Source organism: Hathewaya massiliensis, assembly GCF_902143515.1.
Classification (GTDB): domain Bacteria; phylum Bacillota; class Clostridia; order Clostridiales; family Clostridiaceae; genus Hathewaya; species Hathewaya massiliensis.
On sequence record NZ_CABFVD010000001.1, the window covers coordinates 922,737 to 948,286 of the forward strand.

Annotated in this window: 27 protein-coding genes and 1 other annotated feature; of the genes, 8 read left to right on the forward strand and 19 right to left on the reverse strand. The window is 28.6% G+C overall.

Annotated features, from left to right (window positions below; all coding sequences use genetic code 11):
- Nucleotides 1-120: 120 nt before the first annotated feature.
- Nucleotides 121-1,242 (forward strand): IS4 family transposase, encoded by a 1,122-nt coding sequence (locus FNZ64_RS04250; RefSeq protein WP_142412845.1) that lies wholly within the window; start codon nucleotides 121-123, stop codon nucleotides 1,240-1,242.
- 272 nt (nucleotides 1,243-1,514) lie between these two features.
- Here FNZ64_RS04250 and FNZ64_RS04255 read toward each other — a convergent pair whose 3' ends face one another.
- On the reverse strand, nucleotides 1,515-2,183 hold the full coding sequence (locus FNZ64_RS04255; RefSeq protein WP_142413605.1) for a response regulator transcription factor: 669 nt from the start codon (nucleotides 2,181-2,183) through the stop codon (nucleotides 1,515-1,517).
- A 713-nt stretch (nucleotides 2,184-2,896) separates the two neighbouring features.
- Between FNZ64_RS04255 and FNZ64_RS04260 the strand changes: the two genes are divergently transcribed.
- Nucleotides 2,897-3,445 carry a DUF6143 family protein gene (locus FNZ64_RS04260; RefSeq protein WP_142413606.1) on the forward strand — a complete coding sequence of 183 codons (549 nt, stop codon included), beginning with the start codon at nucleotides 2,897-2,899 and terminating at the stop codon, nucleotides 3,443-3,445.
- Nucleotides 3,446-3,607: 162 nt separating this feature from the next.
- Here FNZ64_RS04260 and FNZ64_RS04265 read toward each other — a convergent pair whose 3' ends face one another.
- From FNZ64_RS04265 to FNZ64_RS04300, 9 genes are all read right to left on the reverse strand, one after another.
- A complete protein-coding gene (locus FNZ64_RS04265; RefSeq protein ID WP_142413607.1) occupies nucleotides 3,608-3,931 on the reverse strand; it encodes a hypothetical protein in 324 nt (107 codons plus the stop codon).
- A complete protein-coding gene (locus FNZ64_RS15000) occupies nucleotides 3,918-4,043 on the reverse strand; it encodes a hypothetical protein (protein ID WP_279233256.1) in 126 nt (41 codons plus the stop codon). The genes FNZ64_RS04265 and FNZ64_RS15000 overlap by 14 nt, the downstream gene beginning before the upstream one ends.
- 119 nt (nucleotides 4,044-4,162) lie before the next feature.
- On the reverse strand, nucleotides 4,163-4,990 hold the full coding sequence (locus FNZ64_RS04270) for a class I SAM-dependent methyltransferase (RefSeq protein ID WP_142413608.1): 828 nt from the start codon (nucleotides 4,988-4,990) through the stop codon (nucleotides 4,163-4,165).
- A gap of 140 nt (nucleotides 4,991-5,130) precedes the next feature.
- Nucleotides 5,131-5,781, reverse strand: a complete 651-nt coding sequence (locus FNZ64_RS04275; protein WP_142413609.1) for a hypothetical protein — start codon at nucleotides 5,779-5,781, stop codon at nucleotides 5,131-5,133.
- 143 nt (nucleotides 5,782-5,924) lie between these two features.
- Nucleotides 5,925-6,272, reverse strand: a complete 348-nt coding sequence (locus tag FNZ64_RS04280) for a PadR family transcriptional regulator (RefSeq protein ID WP_142413610.1) — start codon at nucleotides 6,270-6,272, stop codon at nucleotides 5,925-5,927.
- Nucleotides 6,273-6,824: 552 nt separating this feature from the next.
- Nucleotides 6,825-7,388, reverse strand: coding sequence for an ATPase (locus FNZ64_RS04285; protein ID WP_142413611.1), 564 nt, complete (start codon nucleotides 7,386-7,388; stop codon nucleotides 6,825-6,827).
- Nucleotide 7,389: 1 nt separating this feature from the next.
- Nucleotides 7,390-7,554 carry a hypothetical protein gene (locus tag FNZ64_RS04290; RefSeq protein WP_142413612.1) on the reverse strand — a complete coding sequence of 55 codons (165 nt, stop codon included), beginning with the start codon at nucleotides 7,552-7,554 and terminating at the stop codon, nucleotides 7,390-7,392.
- Nucleotides 7,555-7,669: 115 nt separating this feature from the next.
- Nucleotides 7,670-8,962 (reverse strand): ATP-binding protein, encoded by a 1,293-nt coding sequence (locus FNZ64_RS04295; RefSeq protein ID WP_142413613.1) that lies wholly within the window; start codon nucleotides 8,960-8,962, stop codon nucleotides 7,670-7,672.
- Nucleotides 8,963-9,065: 103 nt separating this feature from the next.
- On the reverse strand, nucleotides 9,066-10,487 hold the full coding sequence (locus tag FNZ64_RS04300; RefSeq protein WP_142413614.1) for a L,D-transpeptidase family protein: 1,422 nt from the start codon (nucleotides 10,485-10,487) through the stop codon (nucleotides 9,066-9,068).
- A gap of 168 nt (nucleotides 10,488-10,655) precedes the next feature.
- Here FNZ64_RS04300 and FNZ64_RS04305 point away from each other — a divergent pair, with 168 nt between their 5' ends.
- Entirely contained in the window at nucleotides 10,656-12,053 is a 1,398-nt protein-coding gene (locus tag FNZ64_RS04305) for a DUF4317 domain-containing protein (RefSeq protein ID WP_142413615.1), read from the forward strand.
- A gap of 127 nt (nucleotides 12,054-12,180) precedes the next feature.
- On the opposite strand, the gene FNZ64_RS04310 is transcribed toward FNZ64_RS04305, so the two are convergent.
- The 8 genes from FNZ64_RS04310 to FNZ64_RS04345 form a co-directional block, all read right to left on the reverse strand.
- A complete protein-coding gene (locus FNZ64_RS04310) occupies nucleotides 12,181-12,867 on the reverse strand; it encodes a hypothetical protein (protein WP_142413616.1) in 687 nt (228 codons plus the stop codon).
- Nucleotides 12,868-13,426: 559 nt separating this feature from the next.
- Entirely contained in the window at nucleotides 13,427-13,678 is a 252-nt protein-coding gene (locus FNZ64_RS04315; protein WP_142413617.1) for an oligopeptide/dipeptide ABC transporter ATP-binding protein, read from the reverse strand.
- 97 nt (nucleotides 13,679-13,775) lie between these two features.
- Nucleotides 13,776-14,255, reverse strand: a complete 480-nt coding sequence (rlmH, locus tag FNZ64_RS04320; protein WP_142413618.1) for a 23S rRNA (pseudouridine(1915)-N(3))-methyltransferase RlmH — start codon at nucleotides 14,253-14,255, stop codon at nucleotides 13,776-13,778.
- Nucleotides 14,256-14,342: 87 nt separating this feature from the next.
- Complete coding sequence (locus FNZ64_RS04325) at nucleotides 14,343-14,822, reverse strand: hypothetical protein (RefSeq protein ID WP_142413619.1); 480 nt, start codon at nucleotides 14,820-14,822, stop codon at nucleotides 14,343-14,345.
- Between the two features lie 112 nt (nucleotides 14,823-14,934).
- Complete coding sequence (locus FNZ64_RS04330; RefSeq protein WP_142413800.1) at nucleotides 14,935-15,438, reverse strand: SEC-C metal-binding domain-containing protein; 504 nt, start codon at nucleotides 15,436-15,438, stop codon at nucleotides 14,935-14,937.
- 92 nt (nucleotides 15,439-15,530) lie between these two features.
- A complete protein-coding gene (locus tag FNZ64_RS04335) occupies nucleotides 15,531-16,106 on the reverse strand; it encodes a GerMN domain-containing protein (RefSeq protein ID WP_142413620.1) in 576 nt (191 codons plus the stop codon).
- Between the two features lie 15 nt (nucleotides 16,107-16,121).
- A complete protein-coding gene (locus FNZ64_RS04340; RefSeq protein WP_142413621.1) occupies nucleotides 16,122-16,907 on the reverse strand; it encodes an MBL fold metallo-hydrolase in 786 nt (261 codons plus the stop codon).
- A gap of 103 nt (nucleotides 16,908-17,010) precedes the next feature.
- Entirely contained in the window at nucleotides 17,011-18,267 is a 1,257-nt protein-coding gene (locus FNZ64_RS04345; RefSeq protein WP_142413622.1) for a UDP-N-acetylglucosamine 1-carboxyvinyltransferase, read from the reverse strand.
- Nucleotides 18,268-18,720: 453 nt separating this feature from the next.
- Between FNZ64_RS04345 and FNZ64_RS04350 the strand changes: the two genes are divergently transcribed.
- The 3 genes from FNZ64_RS04350 to FNZ64_RS04360 all read left to right on the forward strand — a co-directional run bounded on the left by FNZ64_RS04350 (nucleotide 18,721) and on the right by FNZ64_RS04360 (nucleotide 21,588).
- Complete coding sequence (locus FNZ64_RS04350; protein WP_142413623.1) at nucleotides 18,721-19,278, forward strand: hypothetical protein; 558 nt, start codon at nucleotides 18,721-18,723, stop codon at nucleotides 19,276-19,278.
- Nucleotides 19,279-19,334: 56 nt separating this feature from the next.
- Nucleotides 19,335-19,574, forward strand: a binding site (T-box leader).
- 78 nt (nucleotides 19,575-19,652) lie between these two features.
- On the forward strand, nucleotides 19,653-21,044 hold the full coding sequence (gene asnS, locus FNZ64_RS04355) for an asparagine--tRNA ligase (protein WP_142413624.1): 1,392 nt from the start codon (nucleotides 19,653-19,655) through the stop codon (nucleotides 21,042-21,044).
- 52 nt (nucleotides 21,045-21,096) lie between these two features.
- The gene (locus FNZ64_RS04360; protein ID WP_142413625.1) at nucleotides 21,097-21,588 is read left to right on the forward strand and encodes a dUTP diphosphatase; all 492 of its coding nucleotides are present in this window, start codon (nucleotides 21,097-21,099) and stop codon (nucleotides 21,586-21,588) included.
- A 62-nt stretch (nucleotides 21,589-21,650) separates the two neighbouring features.
- Here the strand turns inward: FNZ64_RS04360 and FNZ64_RS04365 are convergent, their stop codons facing one another.
- Nucleotides 21,651-23,645: a methyl-accepting chemotaxis protein gene (locus tag FNZ64_RS04365; protein WP_185903670.1), complete on the reverse strand. Its 1,995-nt coding sequence runs from the start codon at nucleotides 23,643-23,645 to the stop codon at nucleotides 21,651-21,653.
- Between the two features lie 347 nt (nucleotides 23,646-23,992).
- Between FNZ64_RS04365 and FNZ64_RS04370 the strand changes: the two genes are divergently transcribed.
- Nucleotides 23,993-24,418, forward strand: a complete 426-nt coding sequence (locus tag FNZ64_RS04370; RefSeq protein ID WP_142413627.1) for a DMT family transporter — start codon at nucleotides 23,993-23,995, stop codon at nucleotides 24,416-24,418.
- Nucleotides 24,419-24,654: 236 nt separating this feature from the next.
- Complete coding sequence (locus tag FNZ64_RS04375; protein ID WP_142413628.1) at nucleotides 24,655-25,542, forward strand: selenium metabolism-associated LysR family transcriptional regulator; 888 nt, start codon at nucleotides 24,655-24,657, stop codon at nucleotides 25,540-25,542.
- The last annotated feature ends 8 nt before the right edge of the window (nucleotides 25,543-25,550 follow it).

Sequence of the window (25,550 nt, forward strand, 5' to 3'; positions counted from 1 at the left end):
TGACAATAATAACTTGTAATAAATTTCTATGTGTACCAGCAATATATAAATGAAAATAGTCAGCACCTTTGCTTTAATATAATTACCACAATCATATCGCAAAGGAGTTGCTGACTATCTATGAATAATTATATCACTATTTTTGAAAAATTATTAGATATTGTTAACTGGAACACTTTGAAAAAATCTACGTATAAGTTAGATGTTGACTATAATATAGCATCAAATCATTTGAAAACTCACCTTTACTTTCATTTAGCGAAGCTAGATAGCTTAAGGGATGTTGATGATTTTATGCAATCTGATTCTAAGCTAAAGGAGTCAATAAAAAGCGTTAGCTTGGGAACGTTGTCTAATTATAATAACTATATGGATTATAATGTTTACATTCCAATATTAAACGAACTAATTGATACTGCTTTAAAACAATTACCTGTAAATGAGAAACTTAAAAAGTTTGGAACCATAAAACTAATAGATTCTTCAACTATAAGTATGGCCAAGACTTATTTTCAGTGGGCAGAATTTCGCTCTACAAAAGCAGGAATAAAGCTTCATACAAAATTCAACTTAAGCAAAGGAGTTCCTGAGCTTATAATTGTGTCTAATGCTAAACCACATGATAGAACTAAGATGAAAGAACTTATTACAGAAAACAACTGTATATATGTCTTTGACAAAGGCTATGTTGACTATAAAAAGTTTGATGAGTTTAGCAATAAAGGAATACGCTTTATTACCCGATTAAAAGATAATGCTGCTATAACTGAAGTAAGTAAGCTTGAAATAACTTACTCTGACGTTACTCTACTAGATGATTCTATAAATATCATTGAAGATATTATTTGCTATCTTGGTACAGAAGATATTAATATGACAAAAAATCAGTATAGGGTTATCACTGTAGTTGATTCTGAAGGTCAAATACTAACCTTTGTAACTAACATATTACAATATACTAGTGAAGATATAGCATGGTTATATAAAAAACGTTGGGATATCGAGCTATTCTTCAAATGGATTAAGCAAAATTTAAAAATTAAAAGATTCATAGGACATAGCCTTAATGCAGTTATGATGCAAATTGTTTCGGCAATAATAACATTCATTATAATAAAACTAATACAAGACGTAGCCAAAACAGCCTACGGCTTATTAAAAATAAAGAGATTAATAAAACATTCAATTACAAAATTAATAGATAATATCTTGTTTTCTTGGGAGAAGTGGTTAGGTGGCTAACTGCAACTATAAAACCATATACTTCCATACAAGCTATCACTATGCGGGCAAGTCTGCCCTTTGTTATAGGAATATTATTCTATATTAGCTTAATTTAAGAATTTTACTATAAAGAATGATTATAATACAAATGTCAATGAAAATATTTTCTAAAAATTAAACACTAGTGGTTTTCATTATATAATAAGTAATAAAATAAAATTATAAAAAAGCAATTAAATAAATACATAAAAATTGAAACCTTTTCTTTTTTTAAAACATATCCAGCTAACTTACTTAAGGACATAACCAACACCTCTTTTAGTTTCTATATTCAATTGTATATTTTTTTCTTTGAGCCTTTTCTTTAACCTAGTAATATTAACTGTTAGAGTATTATCATCTACAAACTCATCTTCATCCCATAACTCTTCCAACAATTCTTCCCTAGTAACCACCTTTTTATAGTTAATAAAGAATATTTTAAGAAGCTTGTACTCATTCTTCGATAATGACATACTTCCATTACCAGTTCTTATCTCCATGCTATCACAGCAAAGCTTTATTTTATTAACCTCAATAATATTTCCATTGGTGCTATTTGTTCTTCTTAATACTGCATTTATTTTTGCTAAAAGTATTCCAATACTGAAAGGCTTTGTTATATAATCATCTGCACCTAAATCTATACCTCTAATTTGTTCTCCTTCTTCACCTCTCGAAGAAACTATAATAACAGGTGTATTTAACTTTTTTCTAATTAGCTTCAAAAAATAAAATCCATCAAACTTTGGAAGATTTATATCCAAAAGTATTAAATCGCTTTCTCCATTAAATATTTTCTTCTCAATATCATTGAAATCATTAATTGTTTCAACTACATAGTCATAAGCATTTAAGTATTCTTCTATATATTTTATTAAATTAATATCATCCTCTATAAGTAAAATTCTTTTCCCCATATCTATCCTCTTTTAAATTTTATTGGTCTTCTTACAAATAACAGTTATAATTATGCATATATTATATCAAATAATATCCAAAAATACATCTATGTAACTTACCTGAGATAGATTATATTATATCTAGTCAACAAATTAAATCAGTATAGGGTGAATAATTTACTGTGAATTTAAGAATTGATGCAAGTGAACATCCAGGATACCATTAAAGTTCACCTGTTAGAAGATATTTTGGAGAAACACCCAAAATTATTAAAGTAGAATAAACCATGTTAACATAGCTATCCACTAAAATTATGAGAACTAGAAAACTATTTCTATGATTTTCTAGTTCTCTTCATTTTTATACTCATCCATCTGTTTTAAAAAATTAATTTGAGTTTCTGTCTTCCCATTATATCTGAGACTATCATTAACAGAATCTTGTTTAATATCATTTGATTGGGAAGTTATAGAAAGTTTTATTTCCTCAAATTCCTCATTTGTAAGTCTTATGTAACTGTTACACTTTGGACAAGAAATACAATACTCTTTTGCATATGGTATTATTGGAATAAAATTTTATCACCCCATACGAATATTTTTTTCTAATTATACCATTTAAACATATTTGTCTCAATATACAATATAAATAATCAAACTGTATGTATACTGAATATAATGAATTGTAAGAAATAATATTTCCTTAAATTTTTTATATGTAGGTGATTGTAATGTCATATTGTAATAAAAAAATTACAACAGAAGTATCTATTGATTATCCTTTATATCAATCTAAAAAAGGTAATTACTTCATTGGTCAAACACCAATTTTAACTGGGGAAACTAAACATGCTTTAGCTGCATTAATAAATCCAAGTAAATCAAATAGAAATATATATCTAAATGCTATAACTATAACAAACATTTCAGCTATTAATTTATTTGCTGAATTTTATCTACGATCAAACTTTAGTAATGGAGTTACTAGCAAATTAGTTAGCTGTACTAATACAACTATTTCTCCTGAACCAGTTCATAAAGGCAAAATTAAATATTTAACTAAGGCTACTGAACCTCCAAATGATGGTGTTTCTATATTTAGTAGAATAGTTTCTTCAAACTCAACATTAGTAGTTGATGGTGGTCAAATTATCCTTGGACCTGAAGAATCTATTATTGTTTATATTGGTGGTTTTTTACCTGTTGCCTTTGATAATGTAAGATTTGCTTTTGGATGGTGGGAGGAAGAAGACCTTAACTGCCATAATCATTCTTGTTAGAATATAGTAGATTTTCATGGGTAATTTAAAAATAATTTTATGTTTTAGAATAGTGTTGAAAATATATAAATTTTGAAGGGAAGCCATTTTGACTTCCCTTAATTAGTCTTTTAAGAACATTGTAAATACATATATTTAAAATGTCTATTTCATCTTTCCTAATTATTTATCATCCTTATTAGGGCATACCTCATTTACATAATCCCAATATTCTCCTGGGGTTAATGGTTTTGGTTCAGTAAGCATTTCTGCTACTTTTGCAAGTTCTTTGATTTTGTTGTGAAGCATCGGTTGTAAGCAACAAGGAACATGGTCTTGATTAACTCTATGTAACAGTACGCATTCAAAACATTTTCCATGCCACTCACACTTTATTTTAGGGCATGTACAATGTCTATTTTTCTCTGTTTTTATCATTTCTCTACATTCTTTTATCATTTCAAGATATTTTTCTTTTTTCTCCTGAGTAATTTCAACACATTCCATAAAAATTACCTCCATTAGTATTTAGCTTTGTAATATATTTCTCCATACCAGTTACAATTGAATTTTTACATTTTAAATTTTTTAAAGTCTCAATTTTAATCTTTATTGCCATAGCTCCTTTAAGATGTGAAGTACTTTTGCTTCAGTTCTTTTACTTACTTGCTCTTGAATCTTATAGATTATCTCACCTTTCATATTATTATGCTCCTAATCATTATTTAATTTTCCCTCTTATAATAATTTCTTAGGTTTCCTTGCTATAAGCATTCCGCTAGTTTTAGGTATATCAATACTTCCATCTCTTAAAATTATATCTTCTAAATATCTGTAAAAGTCTTTTATTCTACTTTCAGTCATTATATCCTGTATATTTACGTGCCCTTCCAAAGATAGAACATAATCTACTAAAGGCTTTGCTTCTGTTATATGAAAAGAATCTTCATATACTAATTTTTCAACAGAATCAAAATGCTTAGATAACTGCTCAATTCCATTTTCTAATCCAAATTCCTTTGCAGTAGAAAAGGATGTATAATCAAGTCTAGAATCAAAACTCATAACTAAATCTTTAAAGCCCTTCATACTATTAATGCTATTAGTAGTGGCATAAAAAACTCCATCTGACTTAAGTATGCGAGCAATCTCCCTTATTGCTAAATCTCTATTTTGCACATGGTAAAGCATATGGTTTGCAATAACACAATCAAATGAACTATCCTCATATTCAGTATTTTGTATATCCCTAACAGAATAATCAACTACTTGTTCAATGCCTGAAAGATTATCCCTTGTTGCTTTTAACATCCCTTCAGATAAATCTGTGAGAGTTATTTTAATGTCTTTTGGTATCCTATACTTGTTATCTGACCACAGATTTCCGTTTCCACAACCAAATTCAATAACTTTATCATTAGGCTTAAACATATATTGATCAAATATCCACTTATACCAACCATAATTATTTGTGCTAAAACCATAATGCAGGGCCTGTCTAGCATTTAAATTCTTATCTGAATTGTACTGAAATCTAACTATATCCCTATCATTTGCTCTAGACATATAATCACTCCATTCTTATTATTCAACATTAAAACCTGATTTTTTGAGCTACAACCTTTTTAAGTATTTGTTTAAGTCTTTATAAAAATTGCCTTTACTTATGGTTCAATCACTATAAATACTTTAATAAGACTTCTATGTTATCTTCCCTCTCCCAATCTTACATCTGGCACAAAACGTTGTAAAGCTTCAATAAAGTCCTCATATTGTTTTTTCTTTTTAATTGTAAATCCACCTAATATATTGCAGTCTTTATCACAAAGATTAGTATAATATTCCCTTCCTAATCCAGTAACACTTGAATGATCTTTTAGAGATATGGTTTTAGTGGAATACACATCTGAAAGTTTAAAAATCTTATAAGATGTTAATGGAGCTCTGCCGAATTTGTATACTAAATAATGTTCTGTAAAATAATATTCTCCATGCCCATCTTTTAATTGAACTTTATGTAAAGGCTCTGACATCATCTCACTATCGAATTGGTTAACTTCATCCTGTGTAATAAGTATTTCTTCTAAACTTTTACGAAGCTCTGGGCACCCTTCTTTGTTATTTTTACGTTTCCCTATGAAGAGTGCTAGTCCAACTACAGCTATAATAATACCCATTGTTGTAATCATAGCAGACTTATTTTCTTCTGATAGTGTTCCTCCATTTATAAAAGCCATCCCACCAAATAAAATAAGCATAAAACAAATCATTCCTACTATCATAGGAAATTGTTTTCTTTTTTTCTCGCGAAATTGATCAATTACGCGCTCTTGTTCTTCTAACCAGTTTGATTGCATACTATTTCCCCCTACCTTATTTTTATTTTACTTGTATTTAACATTTATATTTTACACTAATATCATAATGACTTTCTATGCTTTTTATAATAAGATAAACCTAAAAAACATTAGAAGCACCAAAAATCATAAAAAATGCTGATTTACTTTTCATAGATATCCCCCTTTTCTAAATTCAAAAAGTTTTCAGCAAATTTAATCATCTGTTTCTTGCGCTCAATTTCTTTCATGAGCATCTCTCTCCCTTTGTTAGTTATTTTATATACTTTTTTATTTTCATCTGCTTCAGAATTTAACTCCACTAAATCTGCTGCTAGAAGTTTTTTCAACGTTGTATAAAGTGATGCAGGTCCAATAACAACTTCATTTTGGGTAAATTTTTCAACAGTTTTCATAATTAGATAGCCATGTTTCTCCTGAATAACACTAGATAAAATATAAAAAGCAGAATCTGTTAGTTCTCCAATATCAATCGAATCTTTCCTTGCCATATAATTCTCCTTTCTATTTAACAATATATCATTTATTGATATATCATTAAATATAATATATCAATAAATGATATATACGTCAAATGTTTATATGCTGTATTTTTATATTCTTAATAGCACTACTAACATTTGCACTCTGTGAAAGTTCCAGTGGCAAAATCAAAGATTTTCACTGTTACTTTTAATGTTACTTATAAAAAAAAACCTAAAAAAATAGTAGCCCCAACTCGCAATTGGAATCTACTATTTTATAACCTAAAATTTTAGGAACACATTTCTTACATTTATTGTAATAGGAATAAATAAATTCCGCTAGCCAAATCAAAAATTTGGAGCATCTTTTAAGGAAACTCCTTCTCACATTCGTTCGAATGAGTAAGTTCTGCTAACCAAATCTAAGATTTGGAGCATCACTTATGGTACGGTTCACCGCACCGTAAGTAAAAAAGTTTAGACTTCCCCATATACAATATAATTAATATAATTTCAAATTCAAGTTTTAACTATATTTTTATAAAAAAATAAGTAGCAAAACCACCTAGATTCTACTACTTATTTCAAATTAATATTTAACCAATTTGGTGTTTTCTTATCTTTCCAAACAATTTCACCATCTTTAATAACCATAACTAATTTAAACATTTCTGAATTATCGTATATATTAATTTTGTCACATATATTAATGACTTTACTCAAATTTGCTAAAGAATCGAAGTATCTTCTTTCTATAGCCTCATCTGGTATTCCATGACCACCTTTTCTTACTCGTATTGCAACTCTTTCTTTCGCAATATCAACACTTTTTACCCCTATATAATTCATAGTAACATAAAATCCTTTTTCTTTTGCCAATTTTATATTACTAATAATACTTTTTCCTGATAAAGTAGTTTCTTGATTAAATGATATTCCTTCAACTATATATTTTTTTATTAGTTTTATAGCTTCTCTAGCACATTTAATTTGAAGATTATTATCTTGCCAATGTCCTATCCTTGAAACCATTTCATCAGTATTTATTCTCTTTTCATCTATATTTTCATTATAATAAATAGATTTATATATAGAAGTTTTTCCTGCACCATTAACTCCTGCAAATATAGTGTAATTTTTCATATTAATTACCTATAACTTTCATTTGCTCTCTTTGTAATAGGATATTAGATAAATTTGCATAAAAATCTTGTTCTTCTTTTGTTTTTGAGTTTAAAAGCAATTCCATAATATCAGTATAGGAATGCTTTAAAAAAATATCATATAAATTGATACACTTATTATCCATATAATCCTCCTTTAGAACTTAATTTATAAATTAATTATATACCAAAGAATTAAAATAATAAACCTAAGATCTAATAATTTTGGTTCTCCATAGATACGCTTCTCTATTAGTTATTCTAAATTAAAAATGTTGCATAAAATGGAATTGATTTAATTCCATTTTCAAAACCAAAGTTTTTCCCTGATACTCTTATAGCATATTTAGGTTCATATTTTTTTATATATTGCTGTAAACTCTTAGCTCTAACATGTTCTGCTGCTTTTACTTCTATTGGTATTATATATCCATCCTTATCTTGAATTAAAAATTCAACTTCTGCACTTCCTTTTGACTCCCAATAATATGGTGTATATCCATTAGCATTTAAAGAAAAGCAAACATAATTCTCTGTTAATGCCCCTTTAAAATCATTAAATACTATGCTATCCGATAAAACTGTATTAGCTGGAATTCCAAATTTAGAGCATAAAAGACCTGTATCAGTCATATATACCTTAAAGGAATTAAAATCGCTATATGCTACTAAAGGTAATTTCCCTTCATTACACTTTGTACATTTTAAAATAACTCCTGAGGATCTTAACCATTCTACAGGTGTTTCATATTCATGAGCTCTAGCCCCTGATTTTATTACTTTATATTGAAACTTTTTATTTTCTTTAGCTAATTGGGCAGGAATACTATTAAATGTGGCCATTATTCTAGTAGTTTCATGAGGTGTTGCATACTTTGCCATATCTGCAACATAAGAATCATTTATACTTTTTTGTGTTGCAAGAACAAAATCGAAGTCTTTTTTATCTATATACTCTTTAACTACAGCTGGCATTCCGCCAACTACTAAGTAAGTCTTATATAAATCCATAGCTTTATTATGCATTGATAACTCTATATCCTTCTCAAAGGATTCTTTTATAAGTCCTATTAACTTCTCTTCATTAACAGCCATTAAAAATTCTTCAAAATCAAGTGGATACAAAGTCTTTAAATCAACTTTTCCAACTGGAAATGAGTATTGCTCCCTATTTACAGGCACTCCAAGAAGACTCCCTGCTGCAATTATGTGGTACTCATTTGCATTTTCATTAAAATACTTTAATGATGTTAAGGCTCTTTCACAGGCCTGTATCTCATCAAATAAAATTAATGTTTTCTCTTTAAATATACTTTTCCCACTGTTTATAGAAAGTTCTCTTATTATTCTCTCTGGTTCTAAATCTCTTTCGAATATTTTCATAAGTTCGCCATTATTCTCAAAATTAAAATATACTACTGAATCATAATATTCTTTTCCAAAGGATAAAGCAGAATATGTCTTACCAACTTGTCTAGCACCTTGTAAAATTAATGGCTTTCTGCTAGAACTATTTTTCCAATCTATTAACCATTTAATAATTTTTCGTTTCATTTAATGTTACCTCACTACATTTTTTATAATATAATTTTACATCTTTCCTACACTTTTATCAACCTGGTAATATTATATCCACTTTTATATCCTTTAATTATTATTAATAAAAATATTCTTTCACCATAACCTCTTCCTCATAACAAATAACAGGGGTTCCCTCTTCTATGTTTTCAAAAATTGTTTTAGCTAAATATAAAGGAACATTTACGCAACCATGAGTTCCATTACTCTTATATATTTCCCCTCCGAAAGAGTATCTCCAACTTGCATCATGTATACCTATATTTCCATTAAAAGGCATCCAATAAGTTACTTCAGATTCATAATTTGCTCCCCTTAAAGTTGCACCTTTTTGTTTATAATTAAGCATATAAACTCCAAGATTTGTAGAATTCCCCCTATTGGGATTACCTGTTACCACAGCTCCTTGAGCTATAATTTTCCCGTTTTTATAGAACCATAAATGTTGCCTTGTTATATTAATTTCTACATAGGTATCTCCTATATCATCACTTCCTCGCCTTACAGCTTTTTGAGAATATATAGGCTCTCTTTCAAGTGACTCTCCCTTTTTTATATTTTTTAACAATAATTCTTTTTCATCCTTAATATTAATTTTCCAACCATAAAATCCACCTTCAACTTCTAATACCTTTCCTAAAGAGGTTTTAAATTCTCTTACTACACCAGCTGTGTTATATTTTTTACTTAGTTCTTCTACATATTTTAAAACTGCCTTTTCATTGATTACTACCTCTAAATCTTCATCTACACTAAGCCACTTATTTATGGTACTTTCATCTAGCACTTCATTTTCATCTCCAAATATATAGATTATTTTTGTTTTTATATATTTGTTTAATAAATTTTTAGTTTCAAGAGCCTTATGAGATTCTAAGGCATATTGCGGATTTTCATAACAAAGATTTTCATTTAAGTCTAGCTCTCTTTCCCCTCTTAAGATATTTTCCTCTATAGAAAGTTTTAATTTATTTTTCTTCACCTTATTTCCATATACTTCTTTAATCATTTCATATGAACCATTTGAATACTTAAACCTTACATTCCTTGGTTCTATAATCTCTTTATTTAAGCAATTTAGTTCCTTAATTTTCTTTTCTAGATTCTCCTTATTATAATCAAATAAGTCATCTATATAATATTCTTGTTTCTTAAATAAGGAAGTTATCCATTTAAATGAATTTTGAGTTTCATAGATTTTAGAAATGCTATTTTTTTCATTAAATCTTATCTGAATATCTTGTCCTATTATTTCTTCTACTTCCCCATCTCTTTCTATTAACTGTAATTTATAATCCTTAACATGATTTTTAATTTTATCCTCTATATCATTATGTGCTTTTAATGAAACATTGACACCATTAACCATAGTATTAAAAAAGTAATGTCTAGTAAAATATATTGAAACAAGTAAATATATAAGTATAATTGAAGATATTAAAATCATAGTGTTTCCTATACTTTCAGCTTTAAAAAGCCTTTTTATATTTATATTCTTCATACTACCCTATACCTTTCATCAAAAATAAGCATATTAGCTAATCTATAATATGTTTGTATTTCCCATTTTAAAACTAAAAAAAAGAGCGATTATGTTCTTTCATTTTGCTATACTATACTTAATAATGATAATATATTAAATAAAAATACTAAATTGAGGGGTCTATATATGAGAAAGAAGGATATACTGGAGTTAAAAAAACGTTTTAAAAAAGGTAATTGCACCTTCACTAAAATATGTGGGTGCTATGTTAATAGCGAAAAGCATACTATTTTAAAGTTTAAAGAAACCTTTTTAAATTTAGATGAGGATGAATACTTTAAATACTTAGAGATTGCTAAAAAAGTACTGTCTGGAACTATTGGGAATAATATTTTAGAACTTAACTTTCCAATTAACGAAGACTTTATAAATGAAAGACAAACTTTTCTTATGCAGCTTAAAAATAGTCACTTAAAAGATGACACTCTTCTTGATGACTTTTATGAGTTAATTATAAATAGTTATGATTATACTGGTAATTTTTTAATACTTATTTTTCATGACGCTTATGATGTTATTACTAAAACCAAGGATAATTCAAAGATAGATGAATCTGAAGAAGTATATGAATATGTGTTATGTGCAATATGCCCTGTTTCACTTTCAGATCCTGGTCTTAGATACTTTGAAGAAGAAAATAAAATAAAGGCACGTATTAGAGACTGGGTTGTTGAGGTCCCAACTAACGGATTTGTGTTTCCTGCTTTTATTGATCGTAGTTCAGATGTTAACTCTGTTATGTATTACACCAAAAATGCAAAGGATACTCATCCTGAATTAATGGAAAATGCTTTAGGTTGTTATTCAAAACAAACTGCTACTATACAAAAGGAAACCTTCCAAGCAATTATTAAAGATTCCTTTAGCACTGATGAAAATAAAGCTGATAAAACCTTTATGGAAATACAAGAAAACCTAAATAATATGATAGATGAGCATAATGCTATGTATGATGATACAGATTGTGAACCTATAAGCTTAACAAAGAATGATATACAAAACCTTTTAATAGAAAGTGGAGTTCCAGAAGAAATTACTACTGATATTGAAAAATCCTATGTAGAAAATTTTGGTGATGACCTTCCTTTAGCAGAAAGTTTAATTGACACAAAGGCACTTAAAGCAAATGAACAAAGGAAAAAGGAAGAACGCCTTCAAAAACAAGTAGAAATACTTCAAACTAAACTTGAGCAAATTAAACAAGAGACTGCTGCAAACGATAAAACTAAGCTGTCTACAGAATCTACTGATGATAATGAAGGTTTAGAGAAAACTGCAGAAGCTAACTTAGAAGAAATTTCAGAAACCAATTTAGAAGAAAACTTAGAAACTAGTTTAGAGGAATCTCAGGATGCAATTTCAGAGGATAATAAGGTTACCCCTAAATATGACGTTATACTTCAAGTAAAGCCTGAAAAAATACCTCAAATAAAATCTCAAATAATTGATGGTCAAAAATGCATAGTTATCCCTATTAATGAAGATGAACAAACTACAGTTAATGGCTTAGAGGATTTGATTTAAGTTATATGAATTTAAAAAGAAAATAGCAGCTTTATTTCTGAAAAGCGCTATTTTCTTTACTTTCTATTATTTATTAAGTTGTACTTATATAATGCTCCAATTCTAGTAAAAACCTCATTTAATATAACTATTCACCTTTAAAGTATACTAATGTTTGATTCAAATTGCCTATCTTTAAAACATAGTCACTACATCCTTTTGGAACTCCATAAGCTATATCAATAATCATTGATTCTCCTGCTTGTATACTCTTAGAGCGAGGAGATGTATTTACAGTACTTAATATATAGATTACACCATCATGTTTAACACTATTACCATCAAGTCCTTTAATTTCTACAGTTGGATTTGGATACATACCATGCTTAGGAACTGGATAATCTTTTGGAATAGTTATCTCAAAACTTGCTACTGCATATTCTAAAGTTGGCTTATCAGATAAGTCAAGTTGTACTACAGCATCTTTATTATATTTGTCCACAGTAGTTTTTGCCTTTTCTCCCCTTGTTATATCAATTAATTTTATAGGAACATCCATATATTTTTTTGAACTTGCAAAGTATATAGATGCGTTTCCAGTAGTTCCTTTTTTAAGTGGATTTTTAATATCTGATTTATTAGCTACACTTGAGCTACTGACTTCAGGTTTCTTTTCTTCCTCTTTCTTTTCAGGTTCCTTATTTTCTACTTTATTTACATTAGTAACTGCTTCTGAATTGTTTTTATTTGATACATCTTCTTTCTTATTTTCGCATCCCACTACCGAAGTAATGCAGGCTAATGTCATTAATAAAGCTAAAATCTTTTTCTTCATTTTAATACCCCTTTTTAATATAATTTTTTAACATATACTAAAATATTTAGAATCTATTTATTTGTGCAACTATTCAGTAAACCTAAATAATTACTATTTTAAGAAGTTTTCCTATACAATTATATCATAATATATACCATTTATTCAATTATCATTATAAAATATAAAATATTTATTGACAATTTTTGATAAAACAAAGCACCTTACTTTAAAATTTTTATACATCTTACATTAAGGTGTTAATTTTATATTACTACTTACAAATAGTTTGAAGTTTAAACTTATACTCTTTAGGTGGAGATACTTTTTCATTATCTATTCCATATTTATCGTTAATGAATATTTCAGATTAAGAAATACACATAGTTCACTATGAATAACCAATAAAAATGATTTTATCACACAATAATTAAAAATCGCCTTAGTAAACTAAAGCGATTTTCTACCTAATAAAATATTTAATAATTATATTCGTACTTCATTGCAACATCAATAACTTTAAGGTTTGCACATTGTAAATCTAATGCAGAAATATATAATGACAAGCTACAAAGTTTCCTTATTGGATTTCCCTAAGTTCAGGCTCTAAAACCTTGCAATAGTCATCTGCATATGGGCATCTAGTACGAAGTCTACATCCTTTAGGAATATTAGATGCACTGGGAATATTGCCTTTTAATATTATTCTTTCACGTTTCTCAGAAGGATGCTTTTTAGGTATAGAAGAAATTAGTGCCTTTGAATATGGATGAAGAGGATTATTGTATAGCTCCTTTGCACTTGATTTTTCAACTATTTTTCCTAAATACATAACACAAATATTATCACAAAAATGTCTTACTATCTAAAATAGGAAACTCCTTCTCTCATTCGTTCTAATGAGCTAACCAAATACAAGATTTGGAGCATCACTTATGATACGGTTCCCCCTTCATTATCCTAAACCCTCTATATATCTGTTCTAAAAGCATGACTCTAAAAAGTTGGTGTGGGAATGTCATTTTTGAAAAGCAAAGTCTATAGTTTGATCTTTCTAGGACTTTATCTGAAATTCCTAAAGAACCACCTATGATAAAGGCTATGCTGCTTTCACCTTTTATTCCTAAGTCTTTTATGTAGTTTGAGAACTCTTCTGAGGATAAGTTAGCTCCTTTAAGGTCTAGGGCTATAACGTACATGTTGTCTTTTATATGTTTTATAATTTGTTCTCCCTCTTTGTTTTTAATTGCAATTTCTTCTTTTTCTGAGGCATTATCTGGTGTCTTCTCATCTGAAATCTCTATTATATTTGTTTTGCAATATTTGCTTAGTCTTTTGGTGTATTCTGATATGGCATCTCTTAGAAATTTTTCTTTTATTTTACCTACTGTAATTAATGTTATATTCATAGTTTGTCCCTTCTCTATAGAAATATTATTAGTTCAAGTGGCCTTTTTATCCACCTGAACTAAAAATACTTTATTTTAACTTAAATATTATCCTAATCTATAAAGTTTTTCTATGGCCTTTCTTCTTTCTTGAATCATTTCTCCTAAAATTACATAGGCTAAGCTTTCAGTGTCTTTTGTTTCAATTACAAGTCTTCCTTGAATGTTTATTAGTAATGCTAACATTCTTTTTTCCATATCAATAAAGCAGGGGATTAAATCTTTTAATTCGCAACATGTGCATCCATTCATACTATTTTTAAATTCTTCCATTAAAAATGAAATTTTATCGTATACTAATATATTTATATCTTGATTTTCTAAGTTTAAATCTTTGTTTTTTAAGCCTCTATAATATTCATTTTCCTTTTCAATTGATTTCAGTATTGCCCTAATAATTATCAAATACCTAGTTTTATGATATATTTCTGATATGTTTATTTCTTCTAGATATTCTTTATATATTTTTATTCTGTCTTGGTTTATCTTTATTACCTTATCAATTATATCTATGATATTGTAACTCAATATTTTTACCCTCCGCTAGATTGATTTATCAAAAAAACTTCCTAAGGCTTTAGGAAGTAATTTTAAGTTATACTATATTACATTTTATTATATTACCCATAGTTCATTGAAATTATTTTGATACTCCACAACATTTTTTATACTTTTTCCCACTTCCGCATGGACATGGGTCGTTTCTGCCTATTCTTACTTCTTTAACTATAGTTTTAGAATCTCTGTATTGTTTTTGAATTTCTCTTCTCTTTTCTTTTGAGAAAATTCCTTCCCATTGTGGAAGTCCATATAAATAGTCAGCTTTAGCATCCAACATATTAAAATAAAGTTTTTCAAAGTCTATTTCTAAATTAATTTGTGAAGTTTCTTCTATGCTTTCAAGGTCCACTTGTTCCTTAAAACTTTCGTTTAATCCATCTAATATTCCCATAAAATGAATAATTGAAACTCCATATTCTTTTGCTAATTCTTCAAATGTACCTTCTAATTTTGAAGTACGCTCTCCTAATAATTTTGAATAGAATTTAGTTTCTATTTCTCCATATTCTTTCCAAAATTGAGCTTCTCCTTGTGTTTTTACAAATTCAACTACTGAATCAGTCCATTGTTTATATAAATTCATCATTATGTACCCCTTTTTTATAGTTTTTGTAATAACTCTTTATATTACAGAATTATAATAAAATCCTAATATTTTTTCAAGTTTTATCTAAGTTAATCTTTCTTTTTAAAGTTAACTTCTGATTTACTAAAAGGTTCTGTTATAGAATAGTTACCACCTATGGTATCTATATTTTTATTTTCTACCTGTATTCTAACTTTTTCTACGGAAGGAATCTCACTTAAAGAACTTACAATAGCTTTAAGACAAGTTTCTTCTTTTTCAGCACTCATAGGAACTACTATTTCACTACTAAAATTAATAGTTGCTATCTTATCTGCTATAGAAAAACTTATTAACCTAGTTCCTTTGGGAAGTATAGGCTTTAGCTCACTTCTTACTGCTGGTCCTTTTATTAATTGCTGAATTATTACTTCTCCTAATACTTCATCCTTATTTAAAAGTCTTTCTTCCTTTGTTATTTCTGATTTTTTACCATCTTTTGATGAATCAAAATACAGTCCTATATTTATATAATTATCCTTATTATCTTGTTCTTTTTTCAACTTAATATTTTCTTCTTTTTCTTTTCCTTTTAAGCTAAGTTTATCTTCCTTTTTACATCCTGAAAATAACAAGCTAGATACCACTAAAATAACACAGGTAGACATTGTTATAATTTTTTTCATAGATTAAACCTCTCCTTAGAATGTAACATATTTACTTGGCTTATCTCTATTTGCCATAGTTAAAAATACATCTCTTCCAATTTCTATTCCATTGTCCACTAAAGTGTTTTCAACTGTTTTATATGCTAAATCTGGGTAGTTATTTGTCTTACTTAAATGTCCTAAATAAATTTCTTTTGGACTACTATTAGTTATTTTAACTATAGCTTCTCCACAAGCATCATTTGATAAATGGCCTACATCGCTAAGTACTCTTCTTTTTAGGGTATAAGGATAAGGTCCAAACTTTAACATTTCTACATCATGATTACTCTCTATAAGTAATACATCTGAATCTTTAATAGCCTTCTCAACTTCTTCTGTAAAATATCCTAAATCCGTTGCAATACATGCCTTTTTATTTTTATAATGAACGGCATAACCTACTGGATCTATTGCATCGTGGGGAATACTATAATTTTCTATACATAAATCCCCCACTTCTACAAACTTAGTATTTAAAACTTTTATATTTTCTTCTTTAACTTTTCCCATTTTGCCATATATACTCTGCCAGGTTTTTTCATTGGCATAAACAGGTATATTATATTTCCTAGACAATACTCCTGCCCCTTTTACATGGTCTGAATGTTCATGTGTTATAAATATGGCTTTAATTTCTCCTGGGTTCTCCCCTATTTCGCACAATGCTTTATCTATATTTTTCCCTGAAAGTCCAACATCTATTAGTATCTTAGTCTTCTCCGAGCCAACAAAAATACTATTTCCACTGCTTCCACTATATAAAGGGCAAAATACCATAGCTAACTCCTTTACTTATATACTAACTTCAAGTATTAATACTATACAAAAGATATATTAAAATATCCTAATTAAATTTTAACCTCTTTAATGTGCATTTAATTTAATAATTTACTCTCTTAATGTCTGCACCTAAAGATTCAAACTTTTCTTCTATATGTGGATATCCTCTATCTATATGTTCTATTCCTGTAACTTCAGTAACACCTCTAGCAATTAATCCAGCAATAACCATAGCTGCACCTGCTCTAAGGTCAGTGGCTTTAACTGAAGCCCCTGTTAAATATGGTGCTCCTTCTATAATTGCTGTTCTTCCTTCTACCTCTGCGTGTCCACCCATCTTCTTAATTTCATCTAAATGTTTAAATCTTGATTCCCAAATACTTTCATTTATGATGCTTCTTCCATTAGCAACAGAAAGCAGTGTGCTCATTGGTTGCTGCACATCTGTTGGGAAACCTGGGTATGGTAAAGTTTTTATATTAACAGCCTTTAATCTTCCTTCTGATTTTACTACTACAGAATCATCTTCTTCTATGATTTCTGCTCCCATTTCAGCTAATTTTGCTGATATAGCTTCTAAGTGTTTTGGAATTACATTTTTAATTCTAACTTCTCCCCCACAGGCAGCTGAAGCTATCATATAAGTTCCTGCTTCTATTTGATCTGGTATTACGCTATAGTTACAGCCTTTAAGTTCCTTAACTCCTGTAACTCTTATAACATCAGTACCAGCACCTTTAATATTCGCGCCCATAGTATTTAAATAGTTAGCCACATCAACTACATGCGGTTCTTTTGCTGCATTTTCTAAGGTAGTAACTCCTTCTGCTAGAACTGCAGCCATCATAACATTTATAGTTGCCCCAACACTTACCACGTCAAAATAAATATTAGTCCCTATAAGTCTATCTGCTTTTACTGTAACAGATCCATGAGATATGTCCACTTTTGCTCCAAGGGCTTCAAAACCTTTTATATGCTGATCTATTGGTCTAACTCCTATGGAGCATCCCCCTGGTAAATCTGCACTAGCTTCCTTAAATCTAGTTAGTAGTGCCCCAAGGATATAATAAGAAGCTCTCATTTTTCTAACTTCTTCAGTGTTAGCTCTTACTGTGTTAATCTGTGTACTATCTATAGTTACTGTATTCTTTTGCTTTATTACTTTACAACCTAAACCTTCTAATATCTTTAAACTACAAACTACATCTTCAATATCTGGCACGTTATCAATTACACAAATCCCTTTACTGGCAATTACAGATGAAGGTAGAATAGCGACTGCTGCATTCTTTGCACCACTAATTTCAATTTCCCCGTAAATTTTTTTACCTCCATTTATAACAAGTTTCTCCATGTCATAACCATCCTTATCTAATTAATATATTTATATTTATTTTCCTAATTTTCAATATATATGTATAATGTAATTTTAAATTATTAATGTCCTACCATAAATTTTATTATATCATAGAATTACAGATTTTTAACAAGGTTTTTCAAGGTTTTTTCACAAAAATTTAATTAAATTAATCTATTAATATCTTGAAATTTTTAAATATTATTAATAATTCAATATAATTATGGCCACTGCAACTCTTGATTTAAGATTTATATAAAAATTTTTCAACAGCTAATATAATTTTATGGTATTATTAAATTAGAATTTATGTAAAAATATATATTTATTTGTTATGAAAATTTATATACTAGTGAAATTATTTTAATTTTCTTATTGAAATTATTCTAAAAAAAATTTATATTAGTTAATAAGTGAGTATATAAAATGTATTCATATTTGGAGGTCACAATGAAATACCAATTAGTAGCTATATTTGATGATGAGTCGCACAGTAAGGTTGAGGCCATACAAAGACAAGTTTGTAGAAGATTTAAACTATATAAAAGTAACCCTTCTATATACATACCTCTAAGTACCATTATAAATCCTGATCTTGAAAAATTAGATCCTCTTATTGTAAAGATTTTATCTCCTTATAAAAAGTTTAAGGTTAGAATTAATAATGGAATTTATGTAAATACTGATACTAAACAAGTTAACCTCGTGATTGATGAAAAAGGTTACATGTTTAGAATATGGCGAAATGTCTTTGATACATTACAACTACATGGCTTTAAACTAAGTAGTACCTCTTTCCAAAATTTAAATATAAATCTTCAAATCCCTTTGGCAAGTGCTAATTATAACATCAAAAAGGTTTGCAATCAATCTCTAATTCCTGTAAAAAGGGAACTTACTCTGGAAGATTATTTGAATTTTGCAAAGGTTGATAGAATTGAGATATGGAAATTTAATGGAACCAAACGTGAAAGCATAGTTAAAAGCTTTGAACTTAAAAATTTTTAATTTAAGTGTTGTTTTTATTTTAAAAAGTGGTTATTATATATATAATAGTTATAATTATATAGACTATGATGAGAAGAGTAGATATGGAATGTAGTTTTAGCGAGTTAGGAACGGTGTAAGCCTAGCACGAACCCCATATTGAAGAACATCTCTGAGTTACTAACCGAAATGCTTATGCAAAGTAGACTTAGTCGGAGCCATACCGTTAGCTTATGGACACTGTATAGTGCAGTGATTGAGTGGAGATTTTATCTCAACTTGGGTGGTACCACGGAATTTTACCTTTCGTCCCAATATATTTAATTATAGGGATGAAAGGTTTTTTTATTTGTAAAATTATTTTATATAAATATATTTTAAGGAGGACGGAAACAATGGAAATAACCTTAGTAAAAAGTATTTTTAGAGATACAAATTCTTATGTAAACAAAAAAGTAAAAATTTCTGGATGGGTTAAAACTATAAGGGATTCTAAGTCTTTTGCATTTATGGAAATAAACGATGGTAGTTTTTTTAAAAACGTTCAAGTAGTTTTAGATCAAGAACTTTCAAACTTTAAAGAAGCTGTAAAGCTTCCAATAAGCTCTTCTGTATCAATAATAGGTACAGTGGTTGAAACACCTTCTTCAAAACAAGCTTTTGAAATAAAGGCTGAAGAATTAATAATAGAAGGTCTTTCACATTCTGACTATCCTCTTCAAAAGAAGAGACATACTCCAGAGTATTTAAGAAGTATAGCTCACTTAAGACCAAGAAGTAACCTTTTCTCTGCAGTATTTAGAGTTCGTTCTCTTGCAGCTTACGCAATTCACAATTTCTTCTTTGAAAGAGGATTTGTATATGTTCACACTCCATTAATCACAGGTAGTGACTGTGAAGGTGCTGGTGAAATGTTCAAGGTAACAACTCTTGATCTTCACAATGTTCCAAAAACAGAGGATGGGAAAATAGATTATTCTGAAGACTTCTTTGGAAAAGAAACAAATCTTACAGTAAGTGGTCAGTTAGAGGGAGAAATTTTTGCTCTATCTCATAGAAATATCTATACTTTTGGACCTACTTTTAGAGCTGAAAATTCTAACACCACAAGACATGCTAGTGAGTTTTGGATGATTGAACCTGAAATGGCTTTTGCGGACCTTGAAGACAACATGGATCTTGCTGAAGACATGGTTAAATATCTAATTAAATTCGTATTAGAACATGCTCCTGAAGAAATGGAATTCTTTAATAGCTTTGTAGATAAAGGCTTATTAGAAAGATTAAACCTTGTTTTAAACTCTGACTTTGCAAGGGTACCTTATACAGAGGCTGTAGAACTTCTTCAAAAATCAGGACAAAAATTCGACTATCCAGTATCTTGGGGTATAGATCTTCAAACAGAACATGAGAGATATTTAACTGAGAAGATATTTAATAAGCCTGTATTTGTTACTAACTATCCAAAGGATATTAAAGCCTTTTATATGAGAATCAACGAAGACAATAAAACCGTTGCTGCAATGGACCTTTTAGTTCCCGGCATAGGAGAACTTATAGGTGGAAGCCAAAGGGAAGAAAGACTTTCAAACCTAGAAAATAGAATAGAAGAATTAGGACTTCACAAAGAAGATTATTGGTGGTATTTAGAACTTAGAAAATATGGAGAAACTAAACACTCTGGATTTGGTCTAGGTTTTGAAAGAGCTATTATGTACCTAACTGGTGTAGGCAATATAAGAGACGTAATACCATTCCCAAGAACTCCTAACAACGCTGAATTCTAATTTTAAATAGCTGAATTCTGAATTCTAATTTAAGATAACTGGGGGTATAGTATTGGATTTACAAAATTTATTCTCTATGCAAGAGGATTTAGATTATAGAATAGAAAAAGATCATAATCTTTTATCTGAAAATCTTGTGCCTAAAAAAACCTTAGCTCTTTTAGTAGAACTAGGAGAGCTTGCAAATGAAACTCGTTGTTTTAAATTTTGGAGTAATAAAGGTCCCTCTCCTAAAAAAGTAATTTTAGAAGAGTATGTAGATGGTCTTCACTTTATTTTAAGTCTTGGCTTAAAATTAAACTACAGTAAGAACTTAAACTTAGAATCTATGAAAGCCTTAGAATCTCCTTTATATGTTCAATTTTTAGATCTTTATGATAAGATTTCTAAATTTAATAATAAAGCATCTAGTGAAATGTATTTAGATTTGTTTCAAAGTTTTCTAAACTTAGGTGCTAGCTTAGGCTTTTCAGAAAAAGATATAGAAGATGCTTATATAGAAAAAAATAAGGTTAATCACAAAAGACAGGATGAAGGATATTAATATATATCTATCTTAAATATAAAAAATGACTCCAAAGTTAATAAACTCTGGAGTCATTTTTACTACTCTATTTTAAACTTACTTATTTCATCTTCTAACTTTGTTGCAAGTCCTCTTAACATATCTGCTGAGTTTGCAACTTCACTTATAGCTGAAGATTGTTGTTCTATAGATGCAGTAATTTCTTCTGAAGCTGCAGCAGTTTCCTCGGACACTGCTGAAATACTTTGCATAGATTCTAAAAGCCCTGATTTTGCACCATCTAATTCTTCTATATAAGATGCCATTGCTTCTATCTTTGATGTTATGCCTTCAACAGAAGTTGTAATCTTTTTAAAGGATTTATTAACCTCTTCTACAGAATTATGTTGTGCTGTGGCAGATTCCTTAACCTCATTCATAACCATAACAGTTTTATTACTATCATATTGAACTTTCTCAACTATGCCCTTTATATTTCCTGTAGCATTTTTAGAACCTTCTGCAAGCTTTCTTATTTCATCAGCTACTACAGAAAATCCTCTTCCAGCTTCTCCCGCTCTTGCTGCTTCTATAGATGCATTTAAGGCTAAAAGGTTGGTCTGATCAGATATAGCATTAATAGTATCTAATATATTATTTATATCTTTAACATTTTCATTTAATTTTAATATAGATTCTCCAACCCTTTTTAAATTTTCTTCACTTAATTTAGTGTTTTCATCTAGCTCTTCTATAGTTTTTATGGATTGATCATTTATTTCTCTAACTTCTCTTGTGTTTTCTGCAACTTCCTTGCTTCCTGTGTATATATTATTAATCTTCTCTGAAATATCATCAGTTAAATTAACCCCTTCTTCTGCATCATCAGCTTGTTCATTAGCTCCTCTTGCTATTTCAACTATAGCTGTGTTAATTTGTTCAGAAGAAGCACTGGTTTCTTCTGTATTTGCAGCAAGAGACTCTGAGGCTAAATTCACATCACTAGCTGCAGACTTAACATCTACTAGAAGCTGTTGAATTGAAGTTGTCATGGAATTAAATCCTTCACTTAATTCTTCTAATTCATCCCTAGTTTTTATATTGCTTCTTACTGTTAAATCTCCATTCTTTGCCTTATTCATAGTGCTTAAAAGTGAATTTATGTTTCCAATTAACTTCCTTGAGAATAATAAAGCAAATACCAGTCCTAAAACTAAAGATATACATACAATTAATACATTATTAACTAATATGCTTCCAGTATGTTTATTTATTTCATTCATATACATAGTACCAGCAATTACCCATCCTAATTTATCCATCTTCTTAAATACTGTAAATTTTTCTTCCTTATTATTATCTTTGTATGATAAGTCTCCCTTATTATTTTCCTTCATAGACTTAACCAATTCCGGTATAGGAAGAGTTTTTGATAACAAACTTTTCTCCTTATGAGCTATAACTGTCCCATTAGAATCTAAAATCATGGCATTACCCTGATCTCCAATTTTAATTTTATTTATATTCTCTGACAAGGCATCTAAAGTTATATCTATGGCAAGGGCTCCTATTAAAGTGGTTTTATCTTTTTCATAAAAAGGCATAGATACAGTTACTACTAGTTTTCCTGTAAAGGCATCTATATATGGACTTGACCACACTAATCCATTTTTCTTTATTGCCTCCTTGTACCAATCTCTTTTAGTTACGCGATAATCATCAGATACAGTTCTACGTGGTTCAGTAAATAGTTTATCATCCTTAGTTCCCATATAAATTGTAGTTATATCCTTATGACTTTCTACAAAGCTTTTTAGGGTTTTCATACTATACTCTAAGTTTTTCTGTGACAACTGACTGCTTTGTATATTTTCCTCTAAACTAAGCTGATTTAAAGCTTCTTCATATGGTTTAGTATAAAAATTAAGACTGTTCTCTACCTCACTCACAAGCATAGTAGTGGATTCCCCTAAACTTGTCTTTAGCACATTTTTTGCCTTTATATATGAACTAATCGATGAAACTACAAGAGGAACACTAATAAGTAGTGTAAATATTATTCCTAATTTTAATTTTAAAGAAAACTTTTTATTCATTTTATCCCTCCTATCCATTATTCATATTATCGTATAAATATTCAAAATATTTATACGTCCTGTATAAAAACTATATGTTTTTAGTGCAATTTAAATGTTTTGCACTTATAAAATAAATAAATCCCCATATATGTTATGAAAAAATATTCATTATGTATATTAGCTAATTTACTAATAATTTTTATTCTATTGGGAATATTAATATTAAGTATTTATATTCTGTATTTACATTAACTTATAATATTTTATTTATAAAAATCTTAATTTAGAATTATAAAATTTAATATTTATCAATATTAATTTAGACTGGTAACATCAATATTTTATCTAATGAAAGGAAAATAAAAATGGGTATATTATTTTCAATAATCGCCGGAATACTTATGAGCATTCAAGGTGTATTTAATACAAATGTAAATAAAAAAATTGGACTATGGGAAACCAATCTTATAGTTCAAGGTGTGGCACTTGTTTCAACTTTAATCTTATTTTTCTTTATGAGAAAAGGGAATTTTGGAGCTCTTAGTTCTGTAAACAAATTATATTTAACTGGTGGTATTATAGGAGCTTTAATTACAGTTACAGTGGTGCTTGGCATAGATAAATTAGGTCCTACTTGTTCTATTGCAATTATATTAGTAGCTCAACTATTAGCTGCTGCTATTATAGATGCCTTTGGTCTTTTTGGTGCAGAACAAATAAGGTTTGGAATAAACAAATATATTGGAATTGGTATGATGATACTAGGAATTATCTTCTTTAAATACAAGTAATCATACTCGTATTTGAAAAATATGGATTAATTACATTATTTAAATGTAAGTGGTTAACATATTGTCGATTTTAGTATATACTATATATTTGTGACGTATAATGTTTTATCCTCTGTTTTTTTGTTTGTCAAGGGTAACTATTTGATTTTACTATAGTTTTTTTCGCTAAATCCTATTGATATTTTCAATAATAATATACATAATAGTATTTGGATATTAATTTTAGGGGGATAATTATGGACTTTAAACAAATTGAAGCTTTTATTAGTGTTGCCAAGCTGAAAAGTTTTTCTAAGGCAGCAAATACAATATTCTTATCACAACCAACTATAAGTTCTCATATATCAAGTTTAGAAAGAGAACTTAACATTCAGCTCTTTGATAGGACTTCTAAAGAAGTTAACTTAACACCAGCTGGAGAATCCTTTTTAGACTATGCTGTAGATATAATTAACACTAGAAATCATGCTATTGTAGCACTTTCTGACTTTAACAGCAATATTTCTGGTAAATTAAATCTATCTGCTAGTACAACACCATGTAATTCTATAGTTCCTATACTGACTAAAAAATTTGGCTCCTTATATCCTGAAGTAACCTTTAATATTAATGAACAAAATTCAGGGAAAATTATAAAAGATATAATAAACTTAGAAAGTGAGCTTGGAATTGTAGGAACTTCTATAAACCATGATAAGATAAAGAGTTATAAGTTGCTTGAGGACGAGCTGGTTGTAATTTCTCACCCATCTCTAAATTTACCTAGGGAACTAGAAATAAAGGATTTATTAAAATATAAATTTATATTTAGAGAAAAAAACTCTGCAACTAGAAAAACCTTTGAAGATTTAGTATCAGAACAATTTGACACTAATAAATTAAACGTATTATGTGAAGTAAATAATCTAGATACCTTGGTTCAATTTGTGAAAACAGGTATGGGAATATCTATTGTTTCTTCAAAAATATACGAAAATTCATCTTCTGATAATAAGCTTACTGAAAGTAAAATTAAAGATTTAAACTTAAAACGCAATATATACTTAATAATGAATTCTAAAAGAACTTTAACGCCTACAGCTAGAGCTTTCTTTTATATGTGCAAAGAAGACTTTAATTTGTAAAATTTACA